The organism is Tenacibaculum sp. M341 (genome assembly GCF_004337695.1).
GTDB lineage: Bacteria > Bacteroidota > Bacteroidia > Flavobacteriales > Flavobacteriaceae > Polaribacter.
This window is the reverse complement of the sequence record NZ_SJXJ01000002.1, coordinates 98,812-112,139: the sequence shown is the minus strand read 5'-3', so window position 1 is coordinate 112,139 and position 13,328 is coordinate 98,812. Positions and strand designations below refer to the sequence as shown.

The window sequence follows — 13,328 nt, the reverse complement described above, 5'->3', positions numbered from 1 at the left end:
ATATTTTTGCCATCCGTTAATCGGTCCTATAGCTCAGTTGGTTAGAGCACCTGACTCATAATCAGGGGGTCCATGGTTCGAGCCCATGTGGGACCACCTTTAAAGCTTCACTTTTTGTGAAGCTTTTTTGTTTTTACAACCTTCCACACCTACGTACTAAAAAACAAAAAGCAAGTACGTTTATATAAAATACCTACACTCTTATACAATTTCTATAGAAAACGAACAACAAAAAAGATATCTTGTAGGTGTGATTATGACACACTTACCCCGAAAACTTGAACCAGAGAGACAACAAATGAAGTAATATTAAAAAAAACACAACTTCATTGATTTTTATTAAAATAAATCTATATTTGATTACATTAATTCAACCTAACGATCTACAACTATGAAAAGTTCTCTATCACTGATAGTTTTAAAACTATTATCTAAAAGTAAAATTGCTCATGATAAAAAAGAATTAGATTTTCAGATTCAAAGTCATCCATCGTATCCTAGTTTACATGCTATCACTGGTGTTTTAGATCATTTTAATATTGAAAACATTGCAGCTGAAGTTCCTGTAAACGCAGAAACATTAGAGCAATTACCTGACAGTTTCATTGCACAAGTAAACACAGATAACGGAAGCCATTTAGTTACAGCTATAAAATCTAAAGATAAAACCTCGTATAACTTATACTTTGGAAGTGAAAAAGACAAAACTATTTCTGAAGGAGAGTTTTTAAAACAATTTACAGGAATTATTGTTGCTGTTGAGAAAACAGATCAAATTACTGCAACATCTTCAAACAACAACATTCGTAATTCACTGTTTTTATCTTTATTCTCTGTTGCTGCAATACTTTTATTTATTAACAGCAATATTGACATCTCAAATTATATTTACATCGCATTCTCTATAATAGGTGTTGTTGCTAGTTACAGTATACTAAAACAAGAACTTGGTCAAAGTACTGCTATTGGTAATGCGTTTTGTTCAGGAAATAACGATAAAAAAGATTGTGATGCTGTATTAAGCTCTAAAGGAGCAGAAATTATCAAAGGTCATAAATTAAGCGATTTAAGTATCATTTATTTTACTGGACTAACTATTTCTTCTTTCTTTTTAACAAACCTTAATCCGTTATTAATCATTAGTCTTCTTGCATTGCCTATTACTTTTTACTCAATATACTACCAATATAAAGTTGTAAAAACTTGGTGTATGCTATGTTTATCAATTGTTGGTGTTTTATGGCTGCAAGCTTCTGTTATTTTTTTACATAATTCTGATAACTTAAATAGTATTATCAATATTGTCCCAAAAGAAATCCTGATCATTGCAGCTAGTTTCCTTGGAACCTATGTTGCTTGGGCGTATCTTAAACCTTTAGTTAGCAAGGTAAATGAGTTAGAAAAAGACAAAATAGCTTCTGTAAAATTTAAAAGAAACTTCAATTTATTCAACAATCTTCTACAAAAAAGCAGCACACTAAACACTATTATTCAAGACCCTAAAGAAATTGTATTAGGTAACAAAAATGCTAACTTAGAAATTGTTGTAATTACAAATCCATTTTGTGGTCATTGTAGACCTGTTCACACTATCTTAAATGAGATACTAAAAAAATATGCAAACATTGTAAAAATCATCATTCGTTTCAATGTACCTACCGATAACTCTGATAACAAATCGGTTATTGTTACAAACAAATTATTAGAGCTTTATAACGAAACAGATATTGAGACTACAGAAAAAGCAATGGATGAAATTTACGGAGATGTAGACTACGACACTTGGTTAAAAAAATGGGGAAAAGCTAAAAATGTAAACACATATATCAGTGTTTTAGAAAACCAAAAAGAGTGGTGTAACCAAAATGCCATTAACTTTACTCCTGAAATACTGATAAACGGAAAGTCATTCCCTAAAGAATATGATAGACCTGATTTAGTATACTTCATTGAAGAAATAGAAGAAAATCTTCAAAACAGCACACAATACTCTAACTTATAAAAACAAACAAAGTCGTTTTCACGACTTTGTTTTTTGGAACAATATTCTCTCGCGAAGAATAGACACACTCGGTGAGTGTCTTAAAATGTTCGCCGCAAATGTAGTCTTAATATTTCAATTATGAAAAAAACAATTTTAAACTTAGGTAAAGCCTTAGAAAAAGACACACAAAAAGAAATTATTGGAGGAAATCCAATACTTATAAAGTTTAAGTGCCTTGTTTCTTATGGTGACCGAAGATGTTGTACTCCTAGCGAATGCGGTGATACAGGTGGAGTTTGGAGCCCTGGAAATTACGGATATGGTACATCTGCAAACTGTATATGCTTTTAACAATTAAAAAACTCAATTATGAAAAAATCAATTTTAAATTTAGGAAAACTTTTAAATAAAACTGAACAAAAAAATATCAATGGAGGTGGAAACGCCTTTTGTAATGACAATGGAGATTGTGATTCTGGCTATTTTTGTGACAACTACATATGTGTAAGTGATGGATCAAATGACGGGGGAGGAAATAACGGAGGTGGATCAGGTTGTACTTTCATGAAGTTTCTTTGTGAATACCCTGGTGACACATGTTGTCTTTTTTAACTAATAACAGAATATGAAAAAATCAATTTTAAAAATAGGAGAAGCGCTTAACAAAAAGCAGCTTCAAAACATTAAAGGAGGTAGTTTCTTCCACAGAAGAACTCCTAATTCAGGTATTTGGTGCAAATATTCTTGCTCAGGAAGTAGAGCTAGTCTTGACGGTGGACAACCTCAGGCTTGTTACTTAGAACTACCTTACTTTGTTAACGGACACTTTATTTGCGGTGGCGATAATGGAGGAGGAAGTGACGGACCTTACGCATAAAAAACATATTTTTGCATAAAAATTAATCAACAAACTTTAACTGGAAGTATCAACCCTTCCAGTTAATTTAACATCATCTTGTTTGAAAAAATTTCCACACTATAAACAAACAGAGGCCAAAGATTGCGGACCTACATGTATAAAAATTATTGCTAAGCATTACGGTAGAAATATAAATACCCAACAACTTCGTAACTTAAGCGAAACTACAAGAGAAGGTAGTAGTTTACTAGGACTTAGCGAAGCTGTTGAATCAATAGGTTTTAAATCTTTAGGTATTAAATTAGCTTTTGAAAAATTAAGAGAAGCCCCTCTTCCGTGTATTGTACACTGGAATAAAAATCACTATGTAGTACTTTATAAAATAAAAAAAGACACTGTTTTTATTTCTGATCCAGCTCATGGACTTATCACATTCACCAAAGAAGAGTTTATAAAGCACTGGATAGGTAATAACGCAGATGAAAACACTGAAGAAGGAATTGCTTTACTTGTAGAACCTACGCCAAAATTTTATGAAGAAGAATTTGATGAAGACCAAAAATTTGGTTTTTCATTTATTTTCAAATATTTAATCAAATACAAGAAATTTATTGCTCAATTAATTATAGGACTTCTAGCAGGAAGTTTACTACAATTAATTCTTCCTTTCCTTACGCAAAGTGTGGTTGATGTAGGAATCGAGAATCAAGATATTAATTTTGTCTATTTAATTTTATTCGCTCAACTATTTTTATTCCTTGGTAAAGCTTCTTTAGAAATTATTCGAAGCTGGATTTTACTCCACTTGAGTACAAGAATCAACATTTCTCTTATCTCTGATTTCTTTATAAAATTAATGAAATTGCCTATTTCTTATTTTGATGTAAGAATGACTGGAGATTTATTACAAAGAATAAACGATCATAAAAGAATAGAAAGAATACTAACTACATCTTCTTTAACAGTACTCTTTTCATTTGTAAACCTAATAATATTCAGTCTTGTTCTTGGATATTATAGTTTACAAATTTTCGGTGTATTTGTAATAGGAAGTGTACTATATTTCACATGGGTACTTTTCTTTTTCAAAAAGAGAAAAGAATTAGACTACAAAAGATTTTCTGAAGTAAGTCAAGAACAAAGTAAGGTTATAGAACTTATCAATGGTATGCAAGAAATTAAATTGCATAATGCTGAAAGAAGAATGAGATGGAACTGGGAATATGTTCAAGCCAGATTATTTAAAGTAGCTACCAAAAGTTTAGCCCTAGAACAAACTCAAAGTGTAGGTTCTAACCTTATCAATGAGTTAAAAAATATGTTTATCACAATTTTATCTGCCAAATTAGTTATTGATGGAAACATAACTTTAGGTATGATGATGGCTATTAGCTACATTGTTGGTCAATTAAATGGTCCTATTACTCAGTTAATAAATTTCATGAGAGATTTACAAGACGCTCAAATTTCACTAGACAGACTTGGAGAAATCCATAACATGGAAGATGAAGAAAATCCTAATGATGAAAAAGTAACTAATATACCGACAAACAACGACATAGAAATTAAAGATATTTATTTTAGATATACCGGTGGTCTTGACCCTGTTATAAAAGACTTAACACTCACCATTCCCGCTAATAAAACAACTGCTATTGTAGGAACTAGTGGTAGTGGAAAAACCACTTTAATGAAACTTTTATTAGGTTTTTATCAAGTAGACAAAGGAGATATTGTATTAGGTAATTTCAACTTCAAGAGCATTTCTCAAAAAGAATGGAGAAGAAATTGTGGTGTAGTAATGCAAGAAGGATACATTTTTAACGATACTATAGCCAAAAATATAGCTGTTGGGGAAGATTATGTTGACAAAGAAAAATTAGCTCATGCAATTGATGTTGCGAACATTTCTGATTATATAGAAGCACTGCCTCTTGGCTATAACACTAAAATTGGTAGTGAAGGAAGCGGACTTAGTACAGGACAAAAACAACGATTATTAATCGCTAGATCTGTGTACAAAAACCCTAAATTCTTATTCTTTGACGAAGCTACATCTGCATTAGACGCTAATAATGAGAAAACAATTATGGAAAAATTAAATACATTTTTCTCAGACAAAACAGCTGTTGTAATTGCTCACCGATTAAGTACTGTAAAAAACGCACACCAAATTGTTGTGCTAGAAAAGGGTAAAATTGTAGAAAAAGGAAACCATAATGAATTAATTAAACTAAAAGGAAGTTACTACCATCTAGTTAAAAATCAATTAGAATTAGGTAGCTAAAATATTTTTTCGCGAAGAATAGACATACACCTTGAGTGTCTTTAAACGATCAAGGATTTAATCAACTTAAATCTTAATTATTATGAAAAAATCAATCTTAAATTTAGGAACAACCTTAAACAAAAAGCAACAACAAAGCATTAACGGAGGAAGCAACTGTAGAGCTTGTTACGCTAACAATGGAGGTGCTTACAATAGTAGTGACAGAAATTGCTGGGGATGTCCATTACCTGAAATGGTTTAATTTTAAATATTCAAAACAATGAAGAAATCAATTTTAAACCTAGGAAAAAAACTTAATAACCAAGAATTAAAACAAATTAACGGAAGTATTTCAAATATTTGTGCCGGATTTGGAAGTTATTACGTGAACAGTTGCTCAGAATGCGTAAACACAATTTTACCAGGAGCTCCAATCGCTTGTTTCAGAAATTGCTGTATACAAGCTTATTAATTAGAAATAAAACTTTATAGGGAAGAAGTTATCTTCCCTATTTTTACAAATAAAACTCAAATGCCAGAAAATAATTCTCAAGACAACATAGAAATTAGAAGTGAAGAAGTACAAGAGATACTAACCAAAGTACCGAATTGGATGATTCGTTATGGTAACTCTCTTATATTGATACTTATATTTATGTTACTTTTTATTTCATGGTTTATCAAATACCCAGATGTAATTTCTTCTGAAGTGATGGTAACAACCACTATACCGCCAGAAAAAATATTTGCTAAATCTGCCGGACAATTTGAAGTTTTATTAGCTGGAGAAGGAAATACTGTTAAGAGGAATGAAGTACTTGCTGTTATAGAAAATAGCGCTTCTTATAAAGATGTATTATTATTAAAAAGCATTGTAGATACTGTAGTTATTGATCAAGAAAAGTTTGAGTTCCCTATTGAAAGCTTACCTCCATTAATATTAGGAGACATTACCACTAGTTTTTCGCAATTTCAAAACGATTATTACGAATACAAACTAAACAATGAATTAACCCCATTTAAATCTGAAACTTTTGCTAACAAAATGTCTGTTGTAGAAGCAAAAGGCAGATTACAAAATTTAATCTATCAGAAAAAACTAAATAAAAAACAACTAGACTTTAAAAAGAAAGATTTAGAAAGAAGCAGAAAAATGTTTTCTAAAGGTGTTATTTCTGCGAAAGATAAGGAAATGAAAGAAGTTGAATTTCTACAAGAAGAAAGAGCTTTTAAAAATCTTGAAACTTCTATTTCTCAAATGAGAGAACTTATAAATAATTCAGCAAAAAACTTAGACAATACATCTATTAAAAAAACACAAAGTGATTTAAGAATCAAAAAGAAAGCTGAGCAATCATTTTTATACTTAAAAAAAGCTATTAAAGACTGGGAAAATGCTTATGCGCTTAAAACTTCTATAGGAGGAAAAGTTTCTACTCTTTCATTTTGGAATAAAAATCAAAATGTAAATAGCGGGGATTTAATTTTTACTATTATACCAGATCAATTCGATTCTTTTATCGGTAAAATTAAAGCACCTATTGCTAACTCAGGTAAAATTGAAGTTGGTCAAAAAGTACAAATCAAGTTACTTAACTACCCTCCAGATGAATTTGGAAAACTAAATGGAAAAGTAAAATTCATCTCATCAACCCCTGATCTTGAAGGCAATTATTTGATTGATGTTCAACTACCTAAAAAACTAGAAACTACATATAATAAAGAAATAGACTTTAAACAAGAAATGCAGGGAACTGCAGATATAATTACTGAAGACCTTAGATTGATAGAACGATTTTTCTATCAACTTAAAAATATTGTCAAATAAAAATATTCTCTCGCAAAGAATAGACACAAACCTTGAGTGTCTTTAAATGATCAAGGATTTAATTAATTTTTTAAATCTTTAAACATGAAAAAATCAATTTTAAACTTAGGAACAAAATTGAGTAAAACTGACCAAAAAAAAATCAACGGAGGATTCGGATTCGGTGACTTCTTTATTGGTAGTGGTTGTAGATCCAACAGAACTTGTGAAAGCTTACTAGAAAGCGTTGTTTCTAACGGTGTTAATCCTTTAAACACTAGATGCTTTCAATGCACCACTGAGTTTGGTCAACAAGGAGTTGAACTAAGAATATTTGGATAAAACCCATTTATTTTAATAATATAAATTTTAAATCATTTATTTATCCAGATAAGAACTTTTAGAGTTTATCTGGATATTTAAGCGTACAATAATTTCCACAATTTTAAATCAACTCAATATGAAAAAATCAATTTTAAATCTAGGAAAACCACTTAGCAAAATCGAACAAAAAAAAGTCAATGGTCAAATAGGCGGTTGTGATATAGCTCCTCCTGGATGCCCTTGTAAAGTTCCTCCTAACCATCCTTGTTTAGACGGAAATGGCGGAGGAGGTGGTAACTCAACTGGATTATGCTTTAGTCCTTTTGGGTCATACTCTGTTCCTTGTAATAGTATATGTAACGACAGTACTAGACCTATTTGTTAACAATACAAACCTCTTTTAACCTTAATAATCATGAAAAATTCAATTTTAAACCTAGGAAAAGTCTTAACTAAAAGCACTCAAAAAAATATTTTAGGAGGCATGAGTTGCATTCAATGTTACAATCAATGCGTCATAGATTCAAAAGACAGAATAGAATTAGGAGATTGTTTCGACACTTGCCAAAGAATCTACTGTTAACCTATCTAAATACAATTGCTTTATAAAAGCAATATTTTTTTATTAATCATTAACCTTTTATCATGAAAAAATCAATTTTAAACTTAGGTAAAAAGCTTCATAAGCAAGAATTAAAAAATATTAATGGGGGATTATTTTTCTGCCCAGATGGATCACCAGCTTTAGACATCTGTGAAAACGGTGGTCACTATGGATATTGCCCTAGTGGATATGTTTTACTATCTGATAAATGTCCATATTAAAAAGTATTTAATTACTTCATTATAAAAATTTCGCGAAGAATAGACACAAACCTTGAGTGTCTTTAAAATGATCAAGGATTTTATCAACTTTTTATATTTTAAAAAATTATGAAAAAATCAATTTTAAACTTAGGAAAACAATTAAACAAAACGGAACAAAAAACAATTAATGGTGGAACTGCATGCGGAGCACCTGGATTCTACAGTGGTAGATACGTCTGTGAATGCCCAGGCTGGTCTCTAGTTCTTAATGGTCCGCGTTGCGTTTACACAGATTATTTCTACTAATAAAATATTCTCTCGCAAAGAATTAGACACAAACCTTGAGTGTCTTTAAAATGATCAAGGATTTTATCATCTTTTTTATATTTTAAAAAATTATGAAAAAATCAATTTTAAACTTAGGAAAACAACTAAACAAAACAGAACAAAAACAAATAAACGGAGGGTTTGGCAACCTACTTATTAGCAGTAGCTGTTATTCTCAAATACGATTTTGTAATGCAGCTATGAGTGCTGCTATAGGAAATGGGGCTAATCCGACTTGTACTCGATGTGAACCTTGCACTTCATTTTTTGGTGATTCTGATGGTTTTCAAGTAAGAATTTATTGTGAATAACCGATGGGAAATTATTTAATTGATGTACAATTACCTAAAAGTCTTAAAACAACAGACAATAAATAGATCGAATTTAAACAAGAAATGCAAGGTAATGCTGATTTAATAACAGAAGACCTTAGACTTATAGAACGTTTTTTCTATCAACTTAAAATGTTATCAAGTAAAAATATTAATCTATAAAACAACAGACACAAACCTTGAGTGTCTTTAAAATGATCAAGGATTTTATCAACTTTTTATATTTTAAAAAATTATGAAAAAATCAATTTTAAACTTAGGAAAACAATTGAACAAAAATGAACAAACACTAATTAATGGTGGTGTTGTTTTGGAATGTCACTCTGATAATGAATGTCCTGGTGGATATTTATGTATGGGCTGTATTTGTAGATTAGAAGGAGATTTCTTTTAATCAAAAAAACATATAAAAAAGGCTATCTGAATTAGATAGCCTTTATTTTAATTTTGCAATGAATGTAATTTAGTAACATATTTACCTAATACATCAAACTCTAAATTTATCTTAGTTCCTACTTCAAAATTCTTAAATGTAGTATGCTCTAATGTGTAAGGTATAATAGCCACACTAAATTCATGTTTTTTAGAATTTACAACAGTTAAACTCACTCCGTTTACTGTTATAGATCCTTTTTCAATAGTTAAATTAGCGCTTTTGCTATCATATTCAAAAGTAAAAACAGTACTCCCCTGCTCATCCTGAATATTTTTACAAACCCCTACTTCATCAACATGTCCTTGAACAATATGACCATCTAAACGATCACCTAGCTTCATAGCTCTCTCTAAATTAACAATATCGTTAATTTGTAAATCTCCAATATTTGTTTTATCAATAGTTTCCTTAATCGCAGTAACCACATACTCATCTCCATTAATTTCTACTACCGTCAAACAAACACCATTATGAGCAACACTTTGATCTATTTTTAATTCATCTGTAATAGAACTCTCTACAGTAATATGTACATTTTCTTTTTCTTTCTCTATATTCTTTACTTTTCCAAGTGTTTCAATAATACCTGTAAACATTCAATAAAAATTTAATTACTTTTGTTAACATCAAAAATACGACATCATAAGGCTATTATGGAAAAAACAGATAAAATAATTGTAGGTATTTCTATTGGAGACATTAATGGAATTGGTATTGAAGTTATTCTAAAAACTTTTGAAGACAAAAGAATGTTAGAATTTTGTACTCCTGTTTTATTTGGTTCAAATAAAGTGATTTCATTTCACAAAAAAGCCTTAAACATGAATAATAACATTCACGGAATACAAAGCATTGATAAAATTGTTCATGGCAAAATTAACTTACTTAATATTTGGAAAGAAGAAGTTAAAATTGAATTAGGCAAAACAACTAATCAAGGAGGTAAATATGCTATAAAATCATTTACTGAAGCTACAGAAGCTTTAAAAAGTAAACAAGTAGACATATTAATTACTGCACCTATCAACAAGGAAAATATTCAATCTAAAGAATATAAATTCCCAGGTCATACAGAATATTTGGAAGACAAACTAGAAGGTAAAAGTTTAATGATTTTATTAACTGAAGAGCTTAGAGTTGGTTTAATAACAGGACACATCCCTGTTTCTAAAGTAGCAGAAACAATAACTCCAGAATTAATTACTGAAAAAGTTACTGTTATGCACCAATCGTTGAAACAAGACTTTAACATTAGTAAACCTAAAATAGCAATATTAGGTTTAAATCCACATTGTGGAGATAATGGAACTATTGGTAAGGAAGACGATGAAATTATACGACCTACGATTGAAACTATTAAACAGACTGGTAAAATGGTTTTTGGACCTTATGCTGCTGATGGTTTCTTCGGATCTAAAACTTACAAACAATTTGATGGAGTTTTAGCAATGTACCACGATCAAGGTTTAGCGCCTTTTAAAGCGTTATCATTTGGAAACGGTGTGAATTTTACAGCCGGATTAGAAAAAATAAGAACCTCTCCAGATCACGGAACTGGTTTTGATATAGCAGGAAAAAACAAAGCAAACCCTGATTCTTTCAAAGAAGCACTATTCACTTCTTTGAAAATTTTCAAGAATAGAAATGAATATGTTGAATTAGAAGCAAATAAGTTAAAAGTAAAATAATTTTTATTTATTCATTTTTAAAAAACATTTTACTATATTTGCGCCCTCAAATTGATATTGTAAATGAAAGGTTTAAAACAATTTAACATTCCTTTTGTTGGTTTAAAAGAAGGAAATCATAGTTTTCAATACCAGATTGACAATAAGTTCTTTGAAGAGTTTCAATATAATGAGTTCAATAATACTGATTTAACAGTAGATATTGATTTTGTAAAAAAAAGTACATTATTTGAACTTACTTTTTCATTAAAAGGTAGTGTTAACATACCTTGCGATGTTACAGGTGAGTATTTTGATCAAAATATTGAAGGAGATTTTAAGTTAGTTGTGAAGTTTGGACCAGAGTTCAACGACGATAATGACGAAATTTTAATTCTTCCTCTAGATGAGTATCAATTAAATGTAGCTCAATATATTTACGAACTTTCAGTACTTTCTGTACCTAGTAAGAGAATTCATCCAAAGGTATTAGATGGAACTATGGAATCTGAAACTTTAAAAAAACTTAAAGAGTTAGAAATTAACAAAGAGAAAACAGTTGAAGAAAAATCAACTGACCCTAGATGGGATAAATTAAAAGATTTATTAACAGGAAAAAACACATAAAATGGCACATCCTAAGAGAAAAATATCAAAAACTAGAAGAGACAAGAGAAGAACTCACTATAAAGCTTCTATGCCACAGATAGCTGTTGATCCTACTACAGGTGAGGCTCATTTATATCACAGAGCTCACTGGCACGAAGGTAAGTTATATTACCGTGGTCAAGTAGTATTAGATAACACTGTAGAAGCTGAAGCTTAGTATAAAATAGACCTCTATTAAACGAGGTTTTAACTTTTTAACGTCAAAAACAATTGTTTTTGGCGTTTTTTTCGTTATGTAGTGAAAAAAAAATTACTACTTTTGAAAACTAAATTTACTATACGTAACAAACATGGCTAAAATAACTGCAGCAATTACAGCAGTAGGAAAATATCTCCCAGAATATATTTTAACTAATAAAGAGTTAGAAACAATGGTAGATACCAATGATGAGTGGATTACAACAAGAACTGGTATTAAAGAAAGACGCATACTAAAGGAAGAAAATGCGGGTACTTCTTTCATGGCTATTAGAGCAGCTGAAGATTTAATTCAAAAAAACAACATTGATCCTAAAGAAATTGATCTAGTTATAGTAGCAACAGCTACTCCTGATATGCCAGTGGCTTCTACAGCAGTATACACTGCAACAGAAATAGGCGCTGTAAATGCTTTTGCATATGATTTACAGGCAGCTTGTTCTAGTTTTTTGTACGGAATGTCTACTGCATCAAGCTATATCGAATCTGGAAGATATAAAAAAGTACTTTTAATTGGTTCTGATAAAATGTCGTCAATTATTGATTACACAGACAGAGCTACTTGTATTATTTTTGGTGATGGTGCTGGTGCTGTTTTATTTGAACCAAATGAAGAAGGGTATGGTTTACAAGATGAGCTTTTAAGAAGTGATGGTATTGGTAGAGATTTCTTAAAAATTGAAGCTGGCGGATCTATATTACCAGCTTCTGAAGAAACTATAAGCAACAGACAACACTATGTTCATCAAGAAGGAAGAACCGTTTTTAAATTTGCAGTTTCAAATATGGCAGATGTTTCTGAAGGAATTTTAAATAGAAACAACTTAACTAAAGATACTGTTAATTGGTTAGTTCCACATCAAGCTAATAAAAGAATTATAGAAGCAACAGCCAATAGAATTGGCTTAGATAGCGACAAAGTAATGATGAATATTCATAAGTACGGTAATACAACTTCTGCTACTTTACCTTTGTTACTAAATGACTATGAAAAAGAACTAAAAAAAGGAGATAATTTAATTTTTGCCGCTTTTGGTGGTGGCTTCACTTGGGGAGCTATCTATTTAAAGTGGGCCTATAATAAATAGACACAATCAACTAAAATTATAAACAATGGACATTAAAGAAATCCAAAACCTTATAAAGTTCGTAGCAAAATCTGGTGCTAGTGAAGTGAAGTTAGAAATGGATGATGTTAAAATCACCATCAAAACAGGAACTGAAAGTGAAACTAAGATAATTCAGGCTGCTCCTATAGCTGCTGCACCTCAAATTATGCAAGCACCTGTAGCTCAACAACCTGTTGTGGAAGCTCCTGCAGCTGCTACTACTACTAATAATAGTGATGATGATGAGTCTAAGTATCTTACTATAAAATCACCTATTATTGGAACTTTTTACCGTAAGCCTTCTCCAGACAAACCTGTATTTACAGAAGTAGGTAAAGAAGTAAAAGTTGGAGACACTGTTTGTGTTATCGAAGCAATGAAATTATTTAATGAAATTGAATCAGAAGTATCTGGTAAAATCGTTAAGGTATTAGTAGACGATTCTACTCCTGTAGAATTTGATCAACCATTATTTTTAGTAGACCCATCGTAAGTTAAATTAGAAAATTAGAAGTTAGAGACGAAATCGTTTTCTAGCGC

The 13,328-nt window shown here is 30.6% G+C and carries 19 protein-coding genes and 1 tRNA gene; 19 read left to right on the top strand and 1 reads right to left on the bottom strand.

Annotated features, from left to right (window positions below):
* Positions 1-22: 22 nt before the first annotated feature.
* The 14 genes from EYW44_RS02430 to EYW44_RS22075 all read left to right on the top strand — a co-directional run bounded on the left by EYW44_RS02430 (position 23) and on the right by EYW44_RS22075 (position 9,103).
* Positions 23-96, top strand: a tRNA-Ile gene (locus EYW44_RS02430).
* A 295-nt stretch (positions 97-391) separates the two neighbouring features.
* Positions 392-2,002, top strand: a complete 1,611-nt coding sequence (locus EYW44_RS02425) for a vitamin K epoxide reductase family protein (protein ID WP_132722058.1) — start codon at positions 392-394, stop codon at positions 2,000-2,002.
* 120 nt (positions 2,003-2,122) lie between these two features.
* Positions 2,123-2,335, top strand: a complete 213-nt coding sequence (locus tag EYW44_RS02420; protein WP_132722056.1) for a hypothetical protein — start codon at positions 2,123-2,125, stop codon at positions 2,333-2,335.
* Between the two features lie 18 nt (positions 2,336-2,353).
* Entirely contained in the window at positions 2,354-2,596 is a 243-nt protein-coding gene (locus EYW44_RS02415; RefSeq protein WP_132722054.1) for a hypothetical protein, read from the top strand.
* 13 nt (positions 2,597-2,609) lie between these two features.
* Positions 2,610-2,861 (top strand): hypothetical protein, encoded by a 252-nt coding sequence (locus EYW44_RS02410; protein WP_132722052.1) that lies wholly within the window; start codon positions 2,610-2,612, stop codon positions 2,859-2,861.
* An 82-nt stretch (positions 2,862-2,943) separates the two neighbouring features.
* Complete coding sequence (locus tag EYW44_RS02405) at positions 2,944-5,130, top strand: peptidase domain-containing ABC transporter (RefSeq protein WP_132722050.1); 2,187 nt, start codon at positions 2,944-2,946, stop codon at positions 5,128-5,130.
* Between the two features lie 82 nt (positions 5,131-5,212).
* Positions 5,213-5,374 (top strand): hypothetical protein, encoded by a 162-nt coding sequence (locus tag EYW44_RS22080; RefSeq protein ID WP_165872141.1) that lies wholly within the window; start codon positions 5,213-5,215, stop codon positions 5,372-5,374.
* Between the two features lie 18 nt (positions 5,375-5,392).
* Complete coding sequence (locus EYW44_RS02400) at positions 5,393-5,584, top strand: hypothetical protein (protein WP_132722048.1); 192 nt, start codon at positions 5,393-5,395, stop codon at positions 5,582-5,584.
* A gap of 60 nt (positions 5,585-5,644) precedes the next feature.
* Positions 5,645-6,940, top strand: a complete 1,296-nt coding sequence (locus tag EYW44_RS02395; RefSeq protein ID WP_132722046.1) for an HlyD family efflux transporter periplasmic adaptor subunit — start codon at positions 5,645-5,647, stop codon at positions 6,938-6,940.
* Between the two features lie 84 nt (positions 6,941-7,024).
* Positions 7,025-7,261: a hypothetical protein gene (locus EYW44_RS02390; RefSeq protein ID WP_132722044.1), complete on the top strand. Its 237-nt coding sequence runs from the start codon at positions 7,025-7,027 to the stop codon at positions 7,259-7,261.
* A 118-nt stretch (positions 7,262-7,379) separates the two neighbouring features.
* The gene (locus tag EYW44_RS02385; protein WP_132722042.1) at positions 7,380-7,628 is read left to right on the top strand and encodes a hypothetical protein; all 249 of its coding nucleotides are present in this window, start codon (positions 7,380-7,382) and stop codon (positions 7,626-7,628) included.
* Between the two features lie 260 nt (positions 7,629-7,888).
* Positions 7,889-8,068, top strand: a complete 180-nt coding sequence (locus EYW44_RS02380) for a hypothetical protein (RefSeq protein ID WP_132722040.1) — start codon at positions 7,889-7,891, stop codon at positions 8,066-8,068.
* A 380-nt stretch (positions 8,069-8,448) separates the two neighbouring features.
* Positions 8,449-8,688: a hypothetical protein gene (locus tag EYW44_RS02375; protein ID WP_132722038.1), complete on the top strand. Its 240-nt coding sequence runs from the start codon at positions 8,449-8,451 to the stop codon at positions 8,686-8,688.
* A 256-nt stretch (positions 8,689-8,944) separates the two neighbouring features.
* Positions 8,945-9,103, top strand: coding sequence for a hypothetical protein (locus tag EYW44_RS22075; protein WP_165872140.1), 159 nt, complete (start codon positions 8,945-8,947; stop codon positions 9,101-9,103).
* A gap of 47 nt (positions 9,104-9,150) precedes the next feature.
* Here EYW44_RS22075 and EYW44_RS02365 read toward each other — a convergent pair whose 3' ends face one another.
* Positions 9,151-9,741, bottom strand: coding sequence for a riboflavin synthase (locus EYW44_RS02365; RefSeq protein WP_132722036.1), 591 nt, complete (start codon positions 9,739-9,741; stop codon positions 9,151-9,153).
* A 57-nt stretch (positions 9,742-9,798) separates the two neighbouring features.
* Between EYW44_RS02365 and pdxA the strand changes: the two genes are divergently transcribed.
* The 5 genes from pdxA to accB all read left to right on the top strand — a co-directional run bounded on the left by pdxA (position 9,799) and on the right by accB (position 13,281).
* Positions 9,799-10,833: a 4-hydroxythreonine-4-phosphate dehydrogenase PdxA gene (gene pdxA, locus EYW44_RS02360; RefSeq protein WP_207893743.1), complete on the top strand. Its 1,035-nt coding sequence runs from the start codon at positions 9,799-9,801 to the stop codon at positions 10,831-10,833.
* Between the two features lie 63 nt (positions 10,834-10,896).
* Positions 10,897-11,439, top strand: a complete 543-nt coding sequence (locus tag EYW44_RS02355; protein ID WP_132722034.1) for a YceD family protein — start codon at positions 10,897-10,899, stop codon at positions 11,437-11,439.
* Between the two features lies 1 nt (position 11,440).
* Positions 11,441-11,638, top strand: coding sequence for a 50S ribosomal protein L32 (gene rpmF / locus EYW44_RS02350; RefSeq protein WP_132722032.1), 198 nt, complete (start codon positions 11,441-11,443; stop codon positions 11,636-11,638).
* Positions 11,639-11,771: 133 nt separating this feature from the next.
* Complete coding sequence (locus tag EYW44_RS02345) at positions 11,772-12,767, top strand: beta-ketoacyl-ACP synthase III (RefSeq protein WP_132722030.1); 996 nt, start codon at positions 11,772-11,774, stop codon at positions 12,765-12,767.
* A gap of 25 nt (positions 12,768-12,792) precedes the next feature.
* Complete coding sequence (gene accB, locus EYW44_RS02340; RefSeq protein WP_132722028.1) at positions 12,793-13,281, top strand: acetyl-CoA carboxylase biotin carboxyl carrier protein; 489 nt, start codon at positions 12,793-12,795, stop codon at positions 13,279-13,281.
* The last annotated feature ends 47 nt before the right edge of the window (positions 13,282-13,328 follow it).

Bases quoted from the DNA above. Each gene is read 5' to 3' on its own strand.
- EYW44_RS02400 (WP_132722048.1), top strand. From the start codon at position 5,393: ATGAAGAAATCAATTTTAAACCTAGGAAAAAAACTTAATAACCAAGAA.
- EYW44_RS22075 (WP_165872140.1), top strand. From the start codon at position 8,945: ATGAAAAAATCAATTTTAAACTTAGGAAAACAATTGAACAAAAATGAA.
- EYW44_RS02380 (WP_132722040.1), top strand. From the start codon at position 7,889: ATGAAAAAATCAATTTTAAACTTAGGTAAAAAGCTTCATAAGCAAGAA.
- EYW44_RS02365 (WP_132722036.1), bottom strand. From the start codon at position 9,741: ATGTTTACAGGTATTATTGAAACACTTGGAAAAGTAAAGAATATAGAG.
- EYW44_RS02410 (WP_132722052.1), top strand. From the start codon at position 2,610: ATGAAAAAATCAATTTTAAAAATAGGAGAAGCGCTTAACAAAAAGCAG.
- EYW44_RS02390 (WP_132722044.1), top strand. From the start codon at position 7,025: ATGAAAAAATCAATTTTAAACTTAGGAACAAAATTGAGTAAAACTGAC.
- rpmF (WP_132722032.1), top strand. From the start codon at position 11,441: ATGGCACATCCTAAGAGAAAAATATCAAAAACTAGAAGAGACAAGAGA.
- pdxA (WP_207893743.1), top strand. From the start codon at position 9,799: ATGGAAAAAACAGATAAAATAATTGTAGGTATTTCTATTGGAGACATT.
- EYW44_RS02375 (WP_132722038.1), top strand. From the start codon at position 8,449: ATGAAAAAATCAATTTTAAACTTAGGAAAACAACTAAACAAAACAGAA.
- accB (WP_132722028.1), top strand. From the start codon at position 12,793: ATGGACATTAAAGAAATCCAAAACCTTATAAAGTTCGTAGCAAAATCT.
- EYW44_RS22080 (WP_165872141.1), top strand. From the start codon at position 5,213: ATGAAAAAATCAATCTTAAATTTAGGAACAACCTTAAACAAAAAGCAA.
- EYW44_RS02415 (WP_132722054.1), top strand. From the start codon at position 2,354: ATGAAAAAATCAATTTTAAATTTAGGAAAACTTTTAAATAAAACTGAA.
- EYW44_RS02345 (WP_132722030.1), top strand. From the start codon at position 11,772: ATGGCTAAAATAACTGCAGCAATTACAGCAGTAGGAAAATATCTCCCA.
- EYW44_RS02355 (WP_132722034.1), top strand. From the start codon at position 10,897: ATGAAAGGTTTAAAACAATTTAACATTCCTTTTGTTGGTTTAAAAGAA.
- EYW44_RS02395 (WP_132722046.1), top strand. From the start codon at position 5,645: ATGCCAGAAAATAATTCTCAAGACAACATAGAAATTAGAAGTGAAGAA.
- EYW44_RS02425 (WP_132722058.1), top strand. From the start codon at position 392: ATGAAAAGTTCTCTATCACTGATAGTTTTAAAACTATTATCTAAAAGT.
- EYW44_RS02420 (WP_132722056.1), top strand. From the start codon at position 2,123: ATGAAAAAAACAATTTTAAACTTAGGTAAAGCCTTAGAAAAAGACACA.
- EYW44_RS02385 (WP_132722042.1), top strand. From the start codon at position 7,380: ATGAAAAAATCAATTTTAAATCTAGGAAAACCACTTAGCAAAATCGAA.